The organism is Metabacillus sp. 113a, from assembly GCF_050107635.1.
Lineage (GTDB): Bacteria > Bacillota > Bacilli > Bacillales > Bacillaceae > Metabacillus_B.
This window is the reverse complement of record NZ_JBNILJ010000003.1, coordinates 327,874-346,171: the sequence shown is the minus strand read 5'-3', so window position 1 is coordinate 346,171 and position 18,298 is coordinate 327,874. Positions and strand designations below refer to the sequence as shown.

The window sequence follows — 18,298 nt, the reverse complement described above, 5'->3', positions numbered from 1 at the left end:
GTGCACTCATGGAGGAAAAGGATTTTAAATTTCATCTGTTTGTAAGAGGAACGATTTTAACAGGGTTTTCTATGCTGATTTTTAAATTGATGATTACTGGAAACATCCAGAACTTTATTGCACCCCGAATGATCCCGTTTATGTATTTTGCTATGCTTGTGTTTCTCATACTTGGCATGATGCAGATGTGGAGGAGCGGTTCCAAGAAGCAGGAAAAGAGTGCCTGCGGATGCGGAGTGGACCATAGTCCCCCTAAAAAGCCTTGGGTGTCTGTCGCCATCTATCTTATTTTTATCTTTCCGGTCTTAACCGGCTTTATGTTCCCGGAGGTCATCCTTGACAGTTCAGTAGCCGAAAAAAGAGGATTTAAATCAGGTATTGCAAGAGCAGCTTCAAGTAATAGCCAACCGGAGGAGGGCAAGGATACAAGCCTTGCAGAGGCATATATGGAGGATCCGGAAGGCTACATGAAGCAATTGGAAGAAAGAACAAAAGCCACGGAGGAAGAAACGAAAAAAGCCCGTGAGGAAATGCTTCAGGCAAATCCTGATGGAGTCATCGTTGAGGATGAAGTGATTGAAAAAGCTTACAGTAAAAAAGAAAAAGAAATGAGAAAGCAAGAGCTTCTTTCGTTCAAGGATGATGATTTTATTCAAATGACCAACATCCTCGATGAGAATCCCCAAATGTATAAAGGCAAGAAAGTAAAGCTGAAAGGATTTGTGTATCGCGAGCCGGGTTTTTCTGATCATCAGCTTGCCATTGCCCGCTTTGGCATATCATGCTGTGTGGCGGATGCCACGGTTTATGGAATGATTGGAGAATATGAGGAAGCGGAAAAATTTAAAAAAGATGAATGGATCGAAGTGGAAGGCATTCTTTCTCATGCTGACTTTAATGGAAAAGAACTGCCTGTCATAAGCATCACGAACATTCAAAAAATCAAGCAGCCTGACACACCCTATGTGTACGAAAATTATTAACGCTGCCAATATTAGCAGTTGTAAGCTTCCGGGCTGCAACTGCTTAATTATTCTTAATCTGCTGTGGGGTCTCTGACGAGTCGTGCGGGTCCTAAACATTGAGGAATAACATAAATATCAAAAAATCCAAACAAAGCAAATCACAAATCGTTGATGATGCATATAGCAGCGCTTTTTCAGCTGATAGGATTCGCTGTATTAGTTCATACACCATTAGAAAATAAAGCCTCATTGTTTTCTGGTCCACTGCTCGTAAAAGAAATGCTCGAATAAAGAAGAAACGCTAGAAAAAACAGGATGCAGATTTGAGTGATTTAGTTAGTTCAAACTGCAATAGCGGGTTCGGTTACCCATCTGTTTTTTTTATATCTTTGCCAGTCTTTTTGATTGCGTCCAAATTGGTTATCCAAAGGATGCTTACCCCTAAATAGTAAATCCCTAGGATTGAGAGGTGATCGGAAAGAACCTCCCACCAGTTCTTCGAAAGCCCAAAGATTCCCCACACTAAATTTGAAATAAGATAGATGAGCGGGCCGGCTAAATGGACCATGAAATATAGCATTTTTTCAAAACTCATAACTGAATCGTCCTTTCTTATCTCTTCCTTTATAGGATATGTGTAAAAAGCTGTAAATCCTACAGCAATTGTACCTAAAGCGCAGTGAACAGGGAGTTTAGCTGCTCTATTTTCTTCTGTAAGATGTCTCTATAGCTAAGGTCTTTTGATTTTGCCGTTAAAATGTTCGGAATATGATAAAATAGAGTTCGAAAGCAGGGAGGAACAGCTGACTCTGCAACAATTCTATTTATAGCAAGGAGCAGGATACGATGGAAAAAGTATTGGTATTCGGTCATAAAAATCCAGACACAGATACGATTTGTTCAAGCATTGCATATGCAGAGCTTAAAAACAAGCTAGGTATGAATGCTGAGCCGGTGCGTCTGGGTGCGATCAACGGTGAGACTCAATTTGCTCTGGATGCGTTTCATACGCAGGCTCCCCGTTTAGTGGAAAAGGTTTCAGCGGAGGCAAACGAAGTCATCCTTGTTGACCATAACGAGCGTCAGCAAAGCGCTGATGATATTACGGAAGTAACGGTTATTGAAGTAATCGATCATCACCGTATTGCCAACTTTGAAACAAGCGATCCTTTGTACTACCGGGCAGAGCCGGTTGGATGCACGACAACGATTTTAAATAAGATGTATAAAGAGAATGGAATACAGATTGAAAAGAATACTGCTGGTTTGATGCTTTCAGCAATCATCTCAGATTCTCTTCTTTTCAAATCGCCTACCTGCACGGAACAGGATATTGCAGCAGCGAAAGAACTTGCTGAAATCGCCGGTGTAGATCTGGAAAGCTACGGTTTGGACATGCTTAAAGCAGGTGCAGATTTAAGCAGCAAAACAGTGGATGAGCTGATTTCTCTGGATGCTAAAGAATTTCAAATGGGAACACGCCGTGTGGAAATCGCACAAGTCAATGCTGTCGATCCTAATGATATCCTTGTGCGTCAAAAAGAGATAGAAGCGGCCATTGCGAACGCTGTTTCTGAAAAAGGATTGGATCTGTTTCTGTTTGTTGTGACAGATATTCTGGAAAGTGATTCGATTGCTCTTGCAGCAGGAAGAGATACGGCGGCTGTTGAGCTTGCCTATAACGTAAAAATGGAAGACAGCAGAGCCCTTCTAAAAGGGGTTGTTTCCCGCAAGAAACAAATTGTACCGATCTTAACGGAAACCTTAAGCAGCACAAACAGCTAAGCAAAAACCGGCAGATTCCAATTGAATCTGCCGGTTTTTATGTAAATAGGATTTTTTTAAGGTGCGGCTAATTTTAAGCTGGCACCAGCCTTATTGGCTGTTTATTTAAATTCTGTACTACATCAAGAATAAAAAGCAAAATCTCGCAGGATTCTGGCTTCAAACCTTTCGTCTATTTAACGAAGAAAGAACCGATCTGAGCCGGTTCTGAGAATAAAAATCAATTATGTAGCACCTATACAGTGTTAGCCCTTCCTCTCAAACACCCTTGCAGCCCCGAAGCTGCGCCAGTTGAATAAGTGCCCCCGTTTGCAATGGCAGCTAAAGTCTTTTTCGCTTTACAAATTTAACGACAAACAATGCTGCTACAATAATAAGAATCAAATTGATTGCTCCGCCTGCCAGTTTAAATATTAATCCGACCAGCCATACAACTAACAGTATTGAAATAATGGTCCAAAGCATCATGCATTCTCCTTTGTCACCTTACTGTATAGATAAGATTCCCCGGACTGCTAAAAATAAAACCTGATGGAGCCTACTTAAGGCAAAATGTTTCAATACGTTCTTTTCTTAAGGATGGTTGATTTCGATAAATGGATATAAGAGGTGGTGGGAGCCGGACATGGAGCTCCCGCAGGCAGGCTGCGGCAACGATGGCAATCAGCGTGCCCGGAGGTTTTCAGGACAGGGATATGGACCAGGATATGGACCAACCGTACCGAGAGGTGACTTGATTGGAAAAATTCAGGCTGAAGAGTCCTGTTCTAATCAGCGATGTTTGAAGAGGATGCCTGCTATTCATCAGGGTTTTGATGTTTGCTTTTGGTACAAGGATCTTCCTCAAGCCGGTCAACCGTATGTTTGAATTTATAGGCTTTGTTAGTCGTAATGACACTTAAAGCTAAAACGATCAAGACAATGGCAATACAGATGGCAAGGATCCACCAGTACACGGGATAGCCCCCTTTTGGTGTATGTATAGCGCTTTCTTCTATTTTAACACTGAAGACGGATATTGAATCAAGTTTGAAGACAACATAAAAAGGGAATTTTAATTTTAACTTATCATTAGAGGAGGATTTCAATGTCTCAAAAATTATTAGACACAGTTAATAAGCAGGTAGCAAATTGGACCGTATTGTATGTGAAGCTACATAGTTACCATTGGTATGTAACCGGAAAAGACTTTTTCACCCTTCACGAAAAATTTGAGGAATTTTACAATGAGGCAGGAACCAATGTCGATGAGCTGGCTGAAAGACTGCTTGCCCTGGAAGGAAAACCAGTAGCTACGATGAAAGGCTGCCTGGAGCTCTCTTCCATACAGGAAGCAGATGGCGGAGAAACAGCTGAGCAAATGGTGCAGCAGCTGCACACCGATTTTACAACAGTGGCAGATGAGCTGAAGGAAGGCATGGATCTGGCAGCTGAGGTTGGGGATGAAACAACCGGCGACATGCTCCTGGCCATTCATCAGAGTCTGGAAAAGCATAATTGGATGCTTAAAGCCTATCTCGGAAAATGATGGGGAAGCGGAGCCTGCTGGCTCCGTTTTTTCTTTCGTTCCTTACACCGGTTGTCTATTTTTTGACGCAGAAACACAAAAGCCTTATTCGAAGTTTTCCAGTTTTTTTAACATCGCTTCCGCTAATACCTCGCGCAGCTCCTCAGCATCTATTCTTTTCGTTAGCTGGAGTACCTCCTCCTCTGACAGCGAGTTTACGTAACTTTCGATGGCTGCCTCCAGGTCCACAGTATCCGTTCTGAAGTTCATTTCAATATCATTTGTAAAATATTCCTTCCAATTCATGCTGCAAGCCTCCTGATTTTTTGCAGATTAGCCTTTTTATTACTGGACTGTATGACTGTCCATACATTTTGATTCTGCGTCCCATAGCATAATCTATACCTTCTAAGAAAGGATGATTAACATAAGCAAGGATGCAGATGCTATGGCCCTCTATTCACTTAGTATGACCGTACTGACCTTTTTACTTGGGGAAATGGAGGAAATGCTGTATGTTCTTTTTGCATTAATGGTAATTGGATTCGTTAGTTTTGCGATCTCCAAAGCAATCACCGGTCAGGTAACATTGCGGGACATCATAATTGAGCTCTTAAAAAAGCTGCTCGTATTAATAATGGTTGCTGTTGCCAATTTATTGGACAAGATTATACCATTAGGGTTATCTATCAGAGATTTTACGGTTGTTTTTTATATTTTCTTCGAATTGCTCTCCATTATTACGCACGTTTCCAATTCCGGACTTCCGGTTCCGCAATTTATCCGGGATGCGCTTAATGAGCTGAAAAACAGAATTAAAAAGTAATATCCGCATAAATACTGGCTGCGGGCTGCAAAATAAGCAGAAAAGCCTGAGGGTGTGACGAATATGGAAAATCAAGATAAGAAAACCTACTATGTGACCGTCGGCAGCGGGGAAATTTCCAAGCTGGCTGATGCATCTGTCTGGGATTACCGGATTGAGGCCACGGATGATCAGATTGTGGAATTAAGATCCTATTTTGATGAGCAGTATGCTTCCGATTGGAAAGGATTTTTCAGGACGCATGTTCCTTACTTGCCTTATCATTTTGACCACCCTAACGATGCAGTCGATCAGGCGAATCTAAACATTTATAAAATGATCCATGAGCTGGGAGATGCTGAAGCGAAACAGCATATAGAAGACCAGAAGATTCTGAATAATATTGAAGATCAAACATAGTTGAACTTATACAATGTAATCCCATTGTGATAAGATAGGATTGGAAAAGTCGAAAATAGAGGGATCACATGTATCGTTTTAAAGATTATTATCATAATCAGGTGCAGCTTTCATTTGAAAAAAATCCATTTTCAAACTTTCCAAAGCATGTTTGGGTCGTCTGCCGCTACCAGGACAAATGGCTGCTGACCGATCATGGAGACCGGGGGTATGAATTTCCCGGAGGCAAGGTGGAAATGAATGAAACAGCAGATGAAGCTGCCATCCGAGAAGTAAAAGAGGAAACGGGCGGGATTGTAACTTCCCTTAAGTATATGGGGCAATACCGTGTTTCCGGTAAAGAGAAAATCATTATTAAAAACATTTATTTTGCAGCGGTAAACGAAATGATTCAGCTGGATGATTACATGGAAACAAAAGGACCTGTTCTTTTGGACGAAATACCTGATAATATCCAGCAGGACAGGCGATTCAGCTTTATTATGAAGGATGAAGTGCTGCAGCAGTCCCTGAAGCGGATTATGGAGCATATACAGGATTAAAAAGGCTTGCCGTTTGAGGCAAGCCTTTTTAATCAGAGTGTTTGATGATTTTTCGTTCCAGCCAGTCTACGAGCTGGTACATAATTGTGGCGAAAACGGCAATGAGAAAGAGACTCAAGAACACAAGGGTAAAGTTGAATACTTGGAAGCCATATATGATCATGTACCCAAAGCCTTTTGAGGAAACAAGAAATTCTCCCACGATCACTCCGACCCATGAAAGCCCGACGTTTACTTTAAGTGTAGAAATCATGACGGGAAATGAAGAGGGAAGAACGGCTTCTCTAAAGAGCTGAAACCTTGTTGCTCCGAAGGTTTGCATGACTTTTAAATAATTCGGATCTATGCTTTTAAAGGAAGTATAAACAACAATTGTGGTGATGATAACAGAGATGATGGCTCCCATCGCTACAATGGAGAAAAACCCGGGTCCTATTGCAACGATTAAAATGGGGCCAAGTGCAACCTTTGGCATGGCATTTAAAATAACGAGGTAAGGGTCAAGGATTCTTGATAATCTTGGAGACCACCAAAGAATGGCGGCAAGCATGATCCCGGCCAGCGTTCCAAGAATAAATCCGAGCACCGTTTCAAAAATGGTTACACCCGCATTAGCCGCCAGTGTCCCATCGCTCCATTTATCCAGGAACAGGGCCCATATTTTTGAGGGGGCACTAAAAATCAGCGGATCAATCCAGCCATTCTTGCTGGCGATTTCCCACAAACTGAAGAAAGCAGCGAAAATAAGGAGCTGGTAAAGCAAGACAATCATTTTTTCCCTTTTGATCCGGTCAAGGTAATGGTGATGAAGCTCTTCTAAATGGGTTTTATTTTTCTTGCTCAAGCTGATCGAGCTCCTTCCATATCGTTTGAAACAGCTCATTAAATAATGGATGCTGTCTTGCATCAAAAGGAGAGAGCTCTCGAATTTCCCGGGGAATAGGAAATAATTTGGCGATTTTCCCCGGACCAGCTGAAAAAAGAAAAACCCGGTCGCTCATTGCAATGGCCTCGCCGATATCATGGGTAACAAGCAATGCAGTTTTGCCAAAGTCGTGAAGGGTCTGGTGGACAAGGTCTTCGAGTCTCAGCTTTGTTTGGTAGTCCAATGCTGAAAAAGGCTCATCCAATAGCAGCAATTCAGGGTCTGCTGACAAGGTTCTGACTAATGCAGCGCGCTGGCGCATACCGCCTGACAGCTGACGGGGGTATTTTTCTTCTACCCCTTTAAGACCCATTTCCTCCAGCAGATGCATGGTTTTTTTTTCTGAGTCCGGAGTGAGTTTGTTTAACGTCTTCAAGCCAATCAGTACGTTGTCTTTTATTGTTTTCCATGGGAAAAGATAATCCTGCTGCAGCATATAGCCGATTTTTTTCCGCATCTGCTCAATCGGCTCTCCCCGGATTAATACCGTTCCTTCTGCAGGTGAAAGCAAACCGGCCGTAATGGATAATAAAGTCGTTTTCCCGCATCCGCTTGGGCCAAGGAAGGAGATGAACTCCCCTTCCTCAACGGTCAGGCTGACGCCTTCTAACGCATTAGTAATCGTTTCTTTTGTGAAATAAGAATGCGACAGGTTTTGTATGGAAAGGAAAGCCATTGTTGACACTCCTTAGTTTTCCGAAGCCTTTTCGGCGAATTCGGTATTTACAAGACGGCTATGTTCAATGCGTTCAGGGAGTTCACCCGCTTCATCCATAATGTTCTGGAGATTCTTCCATTCCGCTTCATCAAGGACCGGGTTTACTGCGAAGGAGCCCTGCTCTTTATACCGGTCTACAACCGTCTCAATTAAAGACGGATCTGTATCCTCAAAATAAGAGGTGATCGATTCAGCAATTTCTGCTGCTGAATGCTCTTCCACCCAGGTTTGTGCTTTTTGAATGGCATTGGTGAATTTTTGGACGGTCTCCCCGTTTTGGTTAATATAGCTTTCCTTTGACATGAACGTTGTATAGGGGATCATTCCGGACTCTGTTCCAAAGGATGCAACAATTGTGCCCTTTCCCTCTTTTTCAAAGATACTGGCTGTCGGTTCAAAGAGCTGAACGTAATCACCTGTTCCAGATGCAAAGGCGTTGGCGATATTCGCAAAGTCAATGTTCTGAATTAACTCCAAATCCTTTTGAGGGTCAATGCCATGCTTTTTCAATACAAACTCACCGGCCATCTGAGGCATGCCGCCCTTGCGCTGGCCAAGAAACGTGCTTCCCTTAAGATCCTCCCAGTCAAATGAATCCGTTTTCTCTCTTGCTACAAGGAAGGTGCCGTCTGTCTGGGTAAGCTGGGCGAAGTTGATAACCGAATCCTTTGAGCCTTGAGCCTCAACATAAATGGAGGTTTCAGAGCCCACAAGCGCAACATCTGTCCCTCCGGATAGAAGGGCCGTCATTGTTTTATCCCCTCCAAAGGTGGTCTTCAAGTCGACCTCAAGGCCCTCTTCCTTAAAAAACCCTTTCGAAAGGGCAACATAAAGAGGAGCATAAAAGATGGAGCGGGTGACTTCTGCTACACGAATCTTCGTAACTGCGTTTTGATTACATGCCGAAAGTGGTATGGCTAATAAAATAAGCACCATGAAGCTGATGAACCATTTTTTCATGAGCGGGTCCTCCTTCGTGATCGGATGCGGAACAGACAGGCCGCATACCGGAAATTTCTGCTCTAACAGTAACGTATGAAAATCGGGAAAAATGTGTGAATGCCCAATTTGAATGAAAGATGAAAGAGGGATTTTAATGAGTAACGGACAAATTATTGAACGGCAAAAGTACCCTTCTCCCCACCCTGATATTGATTTGCAGCTTGTTACTTACATTTCTGCAGGGCTTAAGGTAAAAGGGCTTCTTGCAGAGCCTAAAAAAGAAGGGACCTATGATGGATTTTTGTATCTTCGCGGAGGCATTAAAGGGGTGGGAATGGTCCGTCCCGGAAGAATTGTTCAATTCGCTTCTGAAGGGTTCGTCGTAATGGCTCCTTTTTATAGAGGAAATCAAGGCGGTGAAGGAAATGAAGATTTTGCTGGTGAAGATCGCGAGGATGCTTTGTCAGCCATTGATCTTCTGTCCAGCCACCCGAAAACGGATTCAGGGAAAATCCATGCATTTGGCTTTTCCAGAGGCGGGGTGATGGCGCTTATTGCTGGAAATGAGCGGAATGATTTATGCTCGGTCGTTACATGGGGAGGGGTTTCTGACATGGTCCTGACGTATGAAGAACGGGAGGATTTACGCAGAATGATGAAAAGAGTAATCGGAGGAAGTCCGAATAAATACCCGGACCAATACAGCTGGAGGACTCCGCTTCATGAGCTGGATAAAATGAAAGCTCCCCTTCTCATTATTCATGGAGCGAAGGATCAGAACGTTTCCCTGGAGCATTCACTTAAGCTTGAAGCGCGGGCAAAAGAGCTTGGCCTTAATGTTGAATCATGGTTTTTTGAAGAGTACACCCATTACTTCCCTCCACATGTAAACAGGGAAACGGTGCAGAGACTGACCAGTTGGATGAAGCGGCAGTCCGGCTGATATGCTAAAATAAAGGAAAACTCCATTGGCCGGGCGTGGCGGTGCCCGGGCGGAATGGGATTTTGATAAAGGAGAGATGGCGATGGGAATGCCCCTTGAGCTGAATACGATGATTGTAACAAAGGGCAACGAAAAGAGGCTTGAAGAAAATGTATTTGTTCTTCAGAAAGACGGTTATCGCCTGTACCCGCTTGATCTTCCGGTTGAAGTGAAAAAAACGAAGGACGGGGATGTAAGCGGAAGAGCGGTAATTACGAAAGTCGAATGGCAGACCAGCAAGACGATTCTTACATACAAGCTGATTAAACTGAATTCCACAAATTAAGAAGTCCTGGCAGGGCTTCTTTTTTTAATATTTTTTTAGAAATTGGTGAAACATTAGAGGGTATTAGTCGATAAGTACTAGTGAGAAATACTTATAAAAATTTCGGAGGTTATCACATTGAATTCCCATCCCATTAAGGGTGTTCTTCTTTTTGTCCTTCTTCTGCTCCCGCTGACGTCCGTTTCCAGTGCTTCCAGCCCATCAATGAAACGTCTGAATGAACCCTTCCTGCAATCTTCCGCTTATAAGTCTTTAGTAGAGTCCAGAGCAAATCCTTACAAATTCATGCCGGAGGAGCGCATAAAATCAGTAAAACGGACCGGTTCAACTTCACCAGCCCCGGGGTATACTCCAAATATGAATAATCAGCTATCCAAACCAAGACCGCATTCGTTCATCGGGGTACAGGAACTTCAAAAAGCAAAATCGAGAACTGTTCGAGAGCCATGGGCTAAAAACTATTTAAAGCGATTGGAAAGCGAAGCAAACTCATTTCTTAAGTTAGATCAAACGATTCCGAAAAAGCCTGCAGGCTATGCCTCATGGTATGTGTGCAGCGATGGCACACCGCTTCAGAACAAGAATGGAGAGCACTATTGTCCAAGTGATAAGAAAAATTACAACGGCGAAAAAATTGAAGCCGGCTGGCTTGCCTACGAGCATAATGAACGGGTCCGCCAAATCCGGATTCTTTCGACAGCCTATGCCTTAAACGGCAGCGAAACCTATTCCAAGGCTGCACGGGGTCTGCTGCTCCAATATGCAGATATGTATAAAGGATTTTCAAAGCAAACGAAAGGCGGAAAATGGTACTATCAGTCATTGGATGAAGCTGTAAGCGCGGTCGATCTTGCTTCAAGCTATGACCTTCTATACAGCAGCCCCTCGTTTACGCAGGCAGAAAAAAAGAAAATAGAGGATGATTTACTTGCTCCGATTGCGGAGACTTTGAAGCAGAACCCATACAGTAAATCAAACTGGCAGGCATGGCACAATGCCGCCATTGGAATGATTGGAGCAGCAGCAGACAAGAAGGAGCTGCTCGAATTTGCTGTAAATGGGCAAAGAGGTTTCTATTATTTAATGGATGAGGCTGTTCTGGAGGATGGGTTCTGGTGGGAAGGGTCAATGGCGTATCACACCTATGCCCTTGCCCCGCTCAGCATTTTGGCTCAAACAGCCTCCCACTGGGGCTATGATTTATACAGCCATGAAAAGTTTAAAAAAATGTTTGATATTCCGCTGCTTTACAGCTACCCGAATTTCATTCAGCCGACGAATAATGACGGAGGAAAATATGGCAGCAGCATTACCGGCTATACATCATCCCGAGGCTACAACGACTATGAGCTGGCTTATACGAAATATAAAGATCCGGGATATGCGTGGTTTCTCCATACAAAATATGAAAAGCTGAGCCGGACAGGGGATTTTGCGCTTTTCTTTGGAAGTGACAGCATTGAAGAAGCAGCCGGGATTCCTACAAAAAGCCTGCATCTGACAAGCATTGGACAGGCGATTTTAAGACATCCTGATTCAAGAGATCAGCAGTCGTATGTTCTGCTGGATTACGGTGATCATGGCGGCTCGCACGGACACTATGATAAGCTGAACATCGACCTGTACGGAGCGGGGACCCTGCTTGCTCCGGACTTTGGAACGCCGGGTTATACCCATCCGCTATACAGGGGCTGGTACAAGCACACAGTTTCTCATAATACAGTAACAGTTGATGGCAAATCCCAGAGTGAAACAAAGGGAGAAATGCCGATTTTTTCAAGTAATCCTGCATTCAAATACATGTATGCCAAGGCAAACGGTGCGTATCCAGGAGTGGCTTATGAAAGAAGCTACTGGATGGAAGATGAATTTATGCTGGACTGGTTTTATGTAAAAGATGATTCAAGAACCCATCAATATGATCTTGCCCTTCACGGATTAGGAGCGTATCAGACAGACTTACATCTTCAGCGGCTTTCCAGCGCGATTGGAAACGGAAATGGATATGAGCATTTGAAAAATCCGAAAGGAGCCGGGGGAATTGATTCTGGATGGAGCAGCAGGTGGGATCAAAATGGAAAAGGGCTTCGGACCTATTCCATTCCTTTTCAAAAATCTTCAGTGTTTGCTGCGGATGGACCGGGTCCTTCCAGCAGCCCATCAGAGCTGACTCCAGTCATGCTTCAGCGGGTGACAGGAAAGGAAGCACAATTTGTGACCATCCTTCAGCCTTATACCGATCAAAATGCTCCTGCCGTCACGGGAAAAAGAGTGGGGCAGTTCGGTTTACGTGCTGACAGCCAAACAGGCACCTACCATTTTTTCCAAAATCATCAGCAGAAAACAGAAGGGGTGCTCGCAGCAGCTAAGGCTTCTTCAAATGTTCGATCGGATTATGATTTTGGAGAGAATGTGACAGCAGGCAAAGTACAGGGAAAAACCATAAATGTCACCATGAAAAACGCCGGCCATCTAAAAGGTATAACCATTGTGCTTAATAGAGGCCAAGCTGAATCAGTTTCTGTAAACGGAGTGAAATGGAAAACAGCTATTCAGGGAACGTACATTCTTGCTTATCAGCCGGAATAAGGATAAAGAAGGGGCTGCTGCCAGAAAGTCCTGAGGGGGAACAATTAGAATGGGGGAAGGCTGCTTTCTTGTGCAGCCTTTTTTTATTTTCATTAACAAAGGATCGAGTGGGTATGGGTCAGTGGGCCGGACCAGGTAAGCCTTAACGTGAATAAATAGAAGGGAAAATGCGCTTGGAAGCGCTTCATTTTCACCTTGGAGGGCTGATTGGAGCGCATCCACCAGTCAACCTTTCCTGGAAGGGCACTCTTATGGCTGTATAAGAAGTTTTTAAAGCTGAATCGGAGCCGGTTGGTCAGGATATTGTCCGAACTTCTGATTTATTGTCCTAATTTTAGATTTATTGTCCTAACTCTCTTTTTATTGTCCTAACTTTTATTTTATTGTCCGTACTTTCGATATAATGACTTTTCGACAAAGTTCGCTAATCCCCCGTTAACTCACTTGAACGTAATCGTATCTGGCTGCTTTCATTAATAACAGGATGCTCTTGAATGCTATACCTTTTACCATCTGAAAAAACCCCCGTGCTTGCCGGGGGTTTTAGGTGAATGGCACTGTTTAAAAGCTGGAGCGGAAATCTTATTAAGAAGCTTGCTTCGCTGAAGCGGGCTTTTTCTTTTTCACTCCGATTTTGCTCAGGAAGATGGCTAAAGCACCGTCTCCTGTTACGTTGGCAGCTGTTCCAAAGCTGTCCTGAGCGAGGTATAGCGCGATGATGAGGGAAACCATGGTAGCATCGAACCCGAGTATAGACTTTAGGGGTCCAAGCGCTGCCATTACAGCACCTCCAGGAACACCGGGTGCTGCAATCATGGTTACGCCCAGCATCAGAATAAATGGAAAGAGTGTTTGAAAAGAGATCTCTGCTCCGCTTAGCAGCATGACCCCCATCGCGCAGCTTACGAGAGTAATCGTGCTCCCCGAAAGATGAATTGTTGCAAAAAGCGGAATTGTAAAGTCCGCTACTTTATCATCCGCTTTTCCGGTTTTCTTTACATGTTCCAGCGTAACCGGAATCGTTGCAGCCGAGGATTGCGTTCCAAGTGCCGTAAAATAAGCGGGCATCATGGATTTTAGAAGCCTGAACGGATTTGCTTTTGAAACAGCACCTGCCGCCAAATACTGCAGGACGAGCATAATCAGGTGCAATGCAATAATCATCGCAAATACTTTTGCGAAGACAGAGATAATGGATTCAACCTGACCGCCAAACGTCATATTGGAAAAAATTCCGAAAATATGGAATGGGAGAAGGGGAATGATAACGACGGCAATTACCTTTTCAACGATTTGCCGAAAATCCTCCATGACATGGTTCAGAGCATTTCCTTTAATAGAGGCCATGCCAATTCCAAGTGTGAAAGCGAGCAACAGGGCGCCTACAATATCAATAAACGGCGGCATTTCCACTGTGAAAAATGGCTTTTGAAGAAATTCCTCAGGGTTTCCCATCTTATTTAAGGTATACCCCTCTGTGAATCCCGGCAGCAGCATGGACGCTGCAAAGTAAGCAAGGAGACCCGCAGCTACGGTGGAACCATAAGCTACTCCGGCAGACAGACCCAGCAGCCGTCCCGCACCTTTCCCTATCTGTCCGATTCCAGGTGCGATAAAACCTATAATAATGAGCGGAATTACAAAATTAATAAAGTTCCCGAAAATGCCATTAAACGTTGCGAAAAAACGGATTACTTCTTCCGGCATAATTTTTCCTGCCAGAATACCGAGAATAATCGCTGCCGCAATCTTCGGGAGAAGTCCTAGACGTATTTTCATAGTGTCCTCCTTATATATACAAGTGTGCGTCTAAAGAAGATAATAATAAGATACCACAGATTGTCTCAAATTTTAAGAGAAATTTCAAAATTTATTATTGCAGAATTTAATGACGAAGCTTATGTATGGCTGGAAAGGCAAATTTTCCTTGAGTCATATGTTAAAGCAGGATGCTATGCTGCAGCCGACTTAGACGCATGCAGGGATTAATCTGCCCCTAAAAAAAATTCCCCTCTAAACGCTGTGAAGCGTACAAGGGGAATCACTTATCAATTTTTAAACGAGAGGACCTCCCAGATCAGAGATCTCCTGTCTGACGGAAGTGAATTTCGTGAAATTATGCTTGAACTTCTCTGCGAGCTGTCTTGCTTTCATTTTATAAGCTTCTTTGTCTGACCACGTTCTGGAAGGAATGAGTACCTCATCCGGTACGCCTGGAACATGAGCCGGAATGCGCAGCCCAAAAATGTCATCCATCAACATTTCAGAGGAAGCCAGTTCTCCTTCCAGCGCCGCCTGAACCATTGCTCTAGTATATTCAAGCTTCATTCTTTTGCCGGTACCATACTCGCCACCCGTCCATCCTGTGTTGACTAAATACACGTCCGCATTGTGCGCTTCAATTTTCTGTCCGAGCATTTCCGCATAAGCTTGAGCAGGAAGCGGGAGAAAAGGTGATCCGAAACAGGTTGAGAAAGTTGCCTGCGGCGAGGTAATGCCGCGTTCCGTGCCTGCCAGCTTGCTTGTGTATCCGCTTAAGAAATGGTACATGGCTTGTTCTTTCGTCAGCTTGCTGATCGGAGGCAGTACTCCAAAGGCATCCGCTGTCAGGAAAACAATGGTATCCGGATGACCTGCAATACTTGGGAGAATAATGTTCTCCATTGCATCCAGTGAATATGCGGCTCTCGTATTCTCAGTATAAAAAGCATGATCGTAATCAGGCTCTCTCGTCGTTTCATCGACCACTACGTTTTCAAGAACCGACCCAAAACGAATCGCATTAAAGATCTGCGGCTCTTTTTCCTCTGAGAGATTAATGCATTTTGCATAGCATCCGCCTTCGATATTAAATACTCCGCTAGAAGACCAGCCATGCTCATCATCTCCAATAAGCTTCCGTTTCGGATCCGCTGACAAAGTCGTTTTGCCTGTTCCGGAAAGTCCGAAAAACAATGCTACGTCCCCTTCCCTGCCAACATTAGCAGAACAGTGCATCGGGAAAATTCCAGACTCAGGGAGCAAGTAATTCATAATGGAAAAAATTGATTTTTTCATTTCTCCGGCATATTCCGTTCCACCAATTAAGATGGTTCTTTTTTCGAAGGAAATGATGATGAAGGTTTCTGAATTGGTGCCGTCTAAAGCCGGATCCGCTTTGAAATTTGGAGCAGATACAATGGTGAAGGGCTCCGTGCCCGAGTGATCCGGTTTACCATCCGGTCTTATGAAAAGCTGATTCGCAAAAAGATTATGCCATGCATATTCGTTCACCACTTTGATGGGCAGACGGTATCTTTCATCGGCTCCGGCATATCCATCAAAAACAAACAATTCATTCTGCTGTTTTAAGTATGAAAGGACCTTCTGGTAAAGCTTTTCAAAAGCATCGCTTGAAATAGGCTGATTAACAGCGCCCCAATCAATTTTGTTTTCAACGCTCGTTTCCTTAACAATAAATTTATCTTTAGGCGAACGGCCTGTATAGGCACCGGTCGTTGCGCGGATGGCACCGGTTGATGTTAAAACGGCTTCGTTCCTTGACAGAATTTTTTCAACTAGCTGCGGTACTGATAAGTTTAATGAAACATTTTCCCCTTCAAGTAAAAGCGAAAGCTCGTTTGTTGCGGCAAGTGAATTCATCCCCATACCTTCCTTTGCTCGTAATAAAGTCATTTCTATAATTAGTATAACACATTTAAGGTAATAGTCTATACTAATTAATGTATTTTACGCTCCACCTTACGAAATGCCAGTGCTCAGCTGAAAAATGAATGTTTAGCGGAGCTGGCTGAACTTGTATGGTCATGAAAAAATAGATTAAGGAACCGCTCGAAACCGTGCCGTCCCCGCCCGTAAACAAGATGAAGCTGATTGCAGCGTCCGTAAATCCGGCGGAGCGCTTCGACAAGGGCATTTACCCGCTTAAAGCCTGTACCGCCAGCCGGGTATTGAATGCGTTTGCAAAAATATGCCGAAATCCAGTCAAGCTGTTGGACGGAGGTTCGCGGGCCGGCATCCGCAGCCAGTCCTCCCGGATAAGGCGGGAAATGGCTCTCAATTCCATACCATGTCCAGCTCTACCAACATTATACCTCTGTTTTAAGGGAGAGCGCATACAAAAATGCTTTTTCGTTCAAAAACATCCTTTCAGTTTTTGTTGACATTTACGGGAAAATTGAGGTATTATATGTCCTTGAACGGATTCTCTTATCCCGAGCTGGCGGAGGGACAGGCCCTATGAAGCCCAGCAACCTGCAAGGTCGGAAGACTTCGGTTTTCTCTCATGCAAAGGTGCTAACCTGACGCAAGGCTGTAGTCCTTGAGCGATAAGAGTGAAAGGCTGAATAATAACTCCTTTCCTCTATTAAGAAGGAAGGGTTTTTTTATGCAGTCTGGAATCTTTTTCCGATTTTATAGGGAAAGATTCTTAACATAAAGCTAAAGATAAGAAAAGGGAACGAGTTCCGTCTCAAACAAAGAGGGGAAGTACATAACTGAACCTTGCCAATAGAACAGCCGAAAATTCAGAGGAGGAATTACATTGTCAGTTAAACGCCATCTATTCACTTCAGAATCCGTAACGGAGGGACACCCGGATAAAATTTGTGACCAAATCTCCGATTCAATCCTGGATGCGATTCTTGCTAACGATCCGAATGCACGTGTTGCCTGCGAAACATCCGTAACAACCGGTCTTGTCCTGGTTGCTGGAGAAATTACAACTTCAACTTACGTCGATATTCCGAAAATTGTCCGTGAAACAGTTAAAGATATCGGCTATACACGGGCCAAGTATGGTTTTGATGCTGAAACGTGTGCAGTGCTTACATCCATTGATGAGCAGTCTGCAGATATTGCAATGGGTGTCGATCAGGCACTTGAAGCCCGTGAAGGAACCATGACAGATGAGGAAATTGATGCAATTGGTGCTGGGGACCAGGGTTTGATGTTCGGATTTGCGTGCAATGAGACAAAAGAACTTATGCCTCTTCCAATCTCTCTTGCACATAAGCTTTCCCGCCGATTGGCAGAAGTGCGTAAGGAAGAAATTCTGCCTTACCTTCGCCCGGATGGAAAGACGCAAGTAACAGTTGAGTATGACGAGAACGATAAACCGGTTCGCGTTGATACCATTGTTATTTCCACCCAGCATCACCCGGAAATTTCTTTGGAGCAGATTCAGCGCAACCTGAAAGAGCATGTGATTAAGCCGGTGGTTCCTGCTGAACTTATCGATGAAAACACCAAATACTTCATAAATCCGACAGGCCGTTTTGTTATTGGCGGACCTCAAGGTGATGCTGGTTTGACTGGACGTAAAATCATTGTTGATACGTATGGCGGTTATGCACGCCACGGCGGCGGTGCGTTTTCCGGTAAGGACGCGACGAAGGTTGACCGCTCTGCTGCTTATGCTGCCCGTTATGTGGCTAAAAACATTGTAGCAGCAGGCCTTGCAGAGAAATGTGAAGTCCAGCTTGCCTATGCGATCGGTGTTGCCCAGCCTGTGTCCATTTCGATCAATACATTCAGCACAGGCAAAGCAAGTGAAGAAGCTCTAGTTGACGCAGTGCGCCAAAACTTTGATCTTCGGCCGGCAGGGATTATCAAAATGCTTGATCTTCGCCGTCCAATCTACAAACAAACTGCAGCTTACGGCCACTTTGGACGTACAGATGTAGAACTGCCTTGGGAGCAGACAGACAAAGCAGAAGCGCTTCGTACCATTCTTTCATAGAAGGTATAAATGGGCCTGCATCTGATTTAGTGCTTCATTGATCCTGAACCGAAAAGCAAGGCCCGGAACCAATTGGTTTCGGGCCTTTTTGC

Annotated in this window: 19 protein-coding genes and 1 riboswitch; of the genes, 10 read left to right on the top strand and 9 right to left on the bottom strand. The window is 44.0% G+C overall.

Annotated features, from left to right (window positions below):
• Nucleotides 1-8: 8 nt before the first annotated feature.
• On the top strand, nt 9-983 hold the full coding sequence (locus ACQCVE_RS07930; protein WP_426843418.1) for a TIGR03943 family putative permease subunit: 975 nt from the start codon (nt 9-11) through the stop codon (nt 981-983).
• 346 nt (nt 984-1,329) lie between these two features.
• On the opposite strand, the gene ACQCVE_RS07925 is transcribed toward ACQCVE_RS07930, so the two are convergent.
• Complete coding sequence (locus ACQCVE_RS07925; protein WP_426843420.1) at nt 1,330-1,560, bottom strand: hypothetical protein; 231 nt, start codon at nt 1,558-1,560, stop codon at nt 1,330-1,332.
• A gap of 251 nt (nt 1,561-1,811) precedes the next feature.
• Here ACQCVE_RS07925 and ACQCVE_RS07920 point away from each other — a divergent pair, with 251 nt between their 5' ends.
• The gene (locus ACQCVE_RS07920; RefSeq protein ID WP_426843421.1) at nt 1,812-2,750 is read left to right on the top strand and encodes a manganese-dependent inorganic pyrophosphatase; all 939 of its coding nucleotides are present in this window, start codon (nt 1,812-1,814) and stop codon (nt 2,748-2,750) included.
• 321 nt (nt 2,751-3,071) lie between these two features.
• Here the strand turns inward: ACQCVE_RS07920 and ACQCVE_RS07915 are convergent, their stop codons facing one another.
• Nucleotides 3,072-3,215, bottom strand: coding sequence for a lmo0937 family membrane protein (locus ACQCVE_RS07915; RefSeq protein WP_426843423.1), 144 nt, complete (start codon nt 3,213-3,215; stop codon nt 3,072-3,074).
• 332 nt (nt 3,216-3,547) lie between these two features.
• Entirely contained in the window at nt 3,548-3,706 is a 159-nt protein-coding gene (gene ytzI / locus ACQCVE_RS07910; RefSeq protein WP_426843424.1) for a YtzI protein, read from the bottom strand.
• A gap of 131 nt (nt 3,707-3,837) precedes the next feature.
• On the opposite strand from ytzI, the gene ACQCVE_RS07905 reads away from it, so the two are divergent.
• The gene (locus ACQCVE_RS07905) at nt 3,838-4,278 is read left to right on the top strand and encodes a Dps family protein (protein WP_426843425.1); all 441 of its coding nucleotides are present in this window, start codon (nt 3,838-3,840) and stop codon (nt 4,276-4,278) included.
• An 84-nt stretch (nt 4,279-4,362) separates the two neighbouring features.
• Here the strand turns inward: ACQCVE_RS07905 and ACQCVE_RS07900 are convergent, their stop codons facing one another.
• The gene (locus ACQCVE_RS07900; protein WP_426843426.1) at nt 4,363-4,563 is read right to left on the bottom strand and encodes a hypothetical protein; all 201 of its coding nucleotides are present in this window, start codon (nt 4,561-4,563) and stop codon (nt 4,363-4,365) included.
• 142 nt (nt 4,564-4,705) lie between these two features.
• Here ACQCVE_RS07900 and ACQCVE_RS07895 point away from each other — a divergent pair, with 142 nt between their 5' ends.
• The 3 genes from ACQCVE_RS07895 to ytkD all read left to right on the top strand — a co-directional run bounded on the left by ACQCVE_RS07895 (nt 4,706) and on the right by ytkD (nt 6,024).
• Nucleotides 4,706-5,083 (top strand): phage holin family protein, encoded by a 378-nt coding sequence (locus tag ACQCVE_RS07895; RefSeq protein ID WP_426843428.1) that lies wholly within the window; start codon nt 4,706-4,708, stop codon nt 5,081-5,083.
• Between the two features lie 63 nt (nt 5,084-5,146).
• On the top strand, nt 5,147-5,482 hold the full coding sequence (locus ACQCVE_RS07890; protein ID WP_426843429.1) for a hydrolase: 336 nt from the start codon (nt 5,147-5,149) through the stop codon (nt 5,480-5,482).
• Between the two features lie 68 nt (nt 5,483-5,550).
• Nucleotides 5,551-6,024: an RNA deprotection pyrophosphohydrolase gene (ytkD, locus tag ACQCVE_RS07885; protein ID WP_426843430.1), complete on the top strand. Its 474-nt coding sequence runs from the start codon at nt 5,551-5,553 to the stop codon at nt 6,022-6,024.
• Between the two features lie 28 nt (nt 6,025-6,052).
• Here the strand turns inward: ytkD and ACQCVE_RS07880 are convergent, their stop codons facing one another.
• Genes ACQCVE_RS07880 through ACQCVE_RS07870 form a run of 3 tightly spaced genes read right to left on the bottom strand, consistent with a single transcriptional unit; the run spans nt 6,053 to nt 8,627 of the window.
• Nucleotides 6,053-6,907 carry an ABC transporter permease gene (locus tag ACQCVE_RS07880; RefSeq protein WP_426843793.1) on the bottom strand — a complete coding sequence of 285 codons (855 nt, stop codon included), beginning with the start codon at nt 6,905-6,907 and terminating at the stop codon, nt 6,053-6,055.
• Nucleotides 6,852-7,625: an ABC transporter ATP-binding protein gene (locus ACQCVE_RS07875; protein WP_426843431.1), complete on the bottom strand. Its 774-nt coding sequence runs from the start codon at nt 7,623-7,625 to the stop codon at nt 6,852-6,854. The genes ACQCVE_RS07880 and ACQCVE_RS07875 overlap by 56 nt, the downstream gene beginning before the upstream one ends.
• 12 nt (nt 7,626-7,637) lie before the next feature.
• Nucleotides 7,638-8,627, bottom strand: a complete 990-nt coding sequence (locus ACQCVE_RS07870; RefSeq protein WP_426843432.1) for an ABC transporter substrate-binding protein — start codon at nt 8,625-8,627, stop codon at nt 7,638-7,640.
• A gap of 136 nt (nt 8,628-8,763) precedes the next feature.
• Between ACQCVE_RS07870 and ACQCVE_RS07865 the strand changes: the two genes are divergently transcribed.
• The 3 genes from ACQCVE_RS07865 to ACQCVE_RS07855 all read left to right on the top strand — a co-directional run bounded on the left by ACQCVE_RS07865 (nt 8,764) and on the right by ACQCVE_RS07855 (nt 12,466).
• Nucleotides 8,764-9,552 carry an alpha/beta hydrolase family protein gene (locus ACQCVE_RS07865; RefSeq protein ID WP_426843433.1) on the top strand — a complete coding sequence of 263 codons (789 nt, stop codon included), beginning with the start codon at nt 8,764-8,766 and terminating at the stop codon, nt 9,550-9,552.
• Nucleotides 9,553-9,634: 82 nt separating this feature from the next.
• Nucleotides 9,635-9,877: a DUF2584 domain-containing protein gene (locus ACQCVE_RS07860; RefSeq protein WP_426843434.1), complete on the top strand. Its 243-nt coding sequence runs from the start codon at nt 9,635-9,637 to the stop codon at nt 9,875-9,877.
• Between the two features lie 117 nt (nt 9,878-9,994).
• Nucleotides 9,995-12,466: a heparinase II/III domain-containing protein gene (locus ACQCVE_RS07855; RefSeq protein WP_426843435.1), complete on the top strand. Its 2,472-nt coding sequence runs from the start codon at nt 9,995-9,997 to the stop codon at nt 12,464-12,466.
• 585 nt (nt 12,467-13,051) lie between these two features.
• Here the strand turns inward: ACQCVE_RS07855 and ACQCVE_RS07850 are convergent.
• Both ACQCVE_RS07850 and pckA read right to left on the bottom strand, forming a co-directional pair.
• On the bottom strand, nt 13,052-14,245 hold the full coding sequence (locus ACQCVE_RS07850) for a dicarboxylate/amino acid:cation symporter (RefSeq protein ID WP_426843436.1): 1,194 nt from the start codon (nt 14,243-14,245) through the stop codon (nt 13,052-13,054).
• Between the two features lie 276 nt (nt 14,246-14,521).
• A complete protein-coding gene (gene pckA, locus ACQCVE_RS07845; RefSeq protein ID WP_426843437.1) occupies nt 14,522-16,108 on the bottom strand; it encodes a phosphoenolpyruvate carboxykinase (ATP) in 1,587 nt (528 codons plus the stop codon).
• Nucleotides 16,109-16,672: 564 nt separating this feature from the next.
• Nucleotides 16,673-16,801, top strand: a riboswitch (SAM riboswitch).
• 208 nt (nt 16,802-17,009) lie between these two features.
• Between pckA and metK the strand changes: the two genes are divergently transcribed.
• Nucleotides 17,010-18,206, top strand: coding sequence for a methionine adenosyltransferase (gene metK / locus ACQCVE_RS07840; protein ID WP_426843438.1), 1,197 nt, complete (start codon nt 17,010-17,012; stop codon nt 18,204-18,206).
• Nucleotides 18,207-18,298 lie beyond the last annotated feature (92 nt).

Excerpts from the sequence above, each read along its gene's own strand:
- ACQCVE_RS07875 (WP_426843431.1), bottom strand. The coding sequence starts at position 7,625 with ATGGCTTTCCTTTCCATACAAAACCTGTCGCATTCTTATTTCACAAAA.
- ACQCVE_RS07895 (WP_426843428.1), top strand. The coding sequence starts at position 4,706 with ATGGCCCTCTATTCACTTAGTATGACCGTACTGACCTTTTTACTTGGG.
- ACQCVE_RS07890 (WP_426843429.1), top strand. The coding sequence starts at position 5,147 with ATGGAAAATCAAGATAAGAAAACCTACTATGTGACCGTCGGCAGCGGG.
- ACQCVE_RS07850 (WP_426843436.1), bottom strand. The coding sequence starts at position 14,245 with ATGAAAATACGTCTAGGACTTCTCCCGAAGATTGCGGCAGCGATTATT.
- ACQCVE_RS07925 (WP_426843420.1), bottom strand. The coding sequence starts at position 1,560 with ATGAGTTTTGAAAAAATGCTATATTTCATGGTCCATTTAGCCGGCCCG.
- ACQCVE_RS07920 (WP_426843421.1), top strand. The coding sequence starts at position 1,812 with ATGGAAAAAGTATTGGTATTCGGTCATAAAAATCCAGACACAGATACG.
- ACQCVE_RS07915 (WP_426843423.1), bottom strand. The coding sequence starts at position 3,215 with ATGCTTTGGACCATTATTTCAATACTGTTAGTTGTATGGCTGGTCGGA.
- ACQCVE_RS07900 (WP_426843426.1), bottom strand. The coding sequence starts at position 4,563 with ATGAATTGGAAGGAATATTTTACAAATGATATTGAAATGAACTTCAGA.
- pckA (WP_426843437.1), bottom strand. The coding sequence starts at position 16,108 with ATGAATTCACTTGCCGCAACAAACGAGCTTTCGCTTTTACTTGAAGGG.
- ACQCVE_RS07930 (WP_426843418.1), top strand. The coding sequence starts at position 9 with ATGGAGGAAAAGGATTTTAAATTTCATCTGTTTGTAAGAGGAACGATT.
- ytkD (WP_426843430.1), top strand. The coding sequence starts at position 5,551 with ATGTATCGTTTTAAAGATTATTATCATAATCAGGTGCAGCTTTCATTT.
- ACQCVE_RS07870 (WP_426843432.1), bottom strand. The coding sequence starts at position 8,627 with ATGAAAAAATGGTTCATCAGCTTCATGGTGCTTATTTTATTAGCCATA.
- ACQCVE_RS07865 (WP_426843433.1), top strand. The coding sequence starts at position 8,764 with ATGAGTAACGGACAAATTATTGAACGGCAAAAGTACCCTTCTCCCCAC.
- ACQCVE_RS07880 (WP_426843793.1), bottom strand. The coding sequence starts at position 6,907 with ATGAGCTGTTTCAAACGATATGGAAGGAGCTCGATCAGCTTGAGCAAG.
- ACQCVE_RS07905 (WP_426843425.1), top strand. The coding sequence starts at position 3,838 with ATGTCTCAAAAATTATTAGACACAGTTAATAAGCAGGTAGCAAATTGG.
- ACQCVE_RS07860 (WP_426843434.1), top strand. The coding sequence starts at position 9,635 with ATGGGAATGCCCCTTGAGCTGAATACGATGATTGTAACAAAGGGCAAC.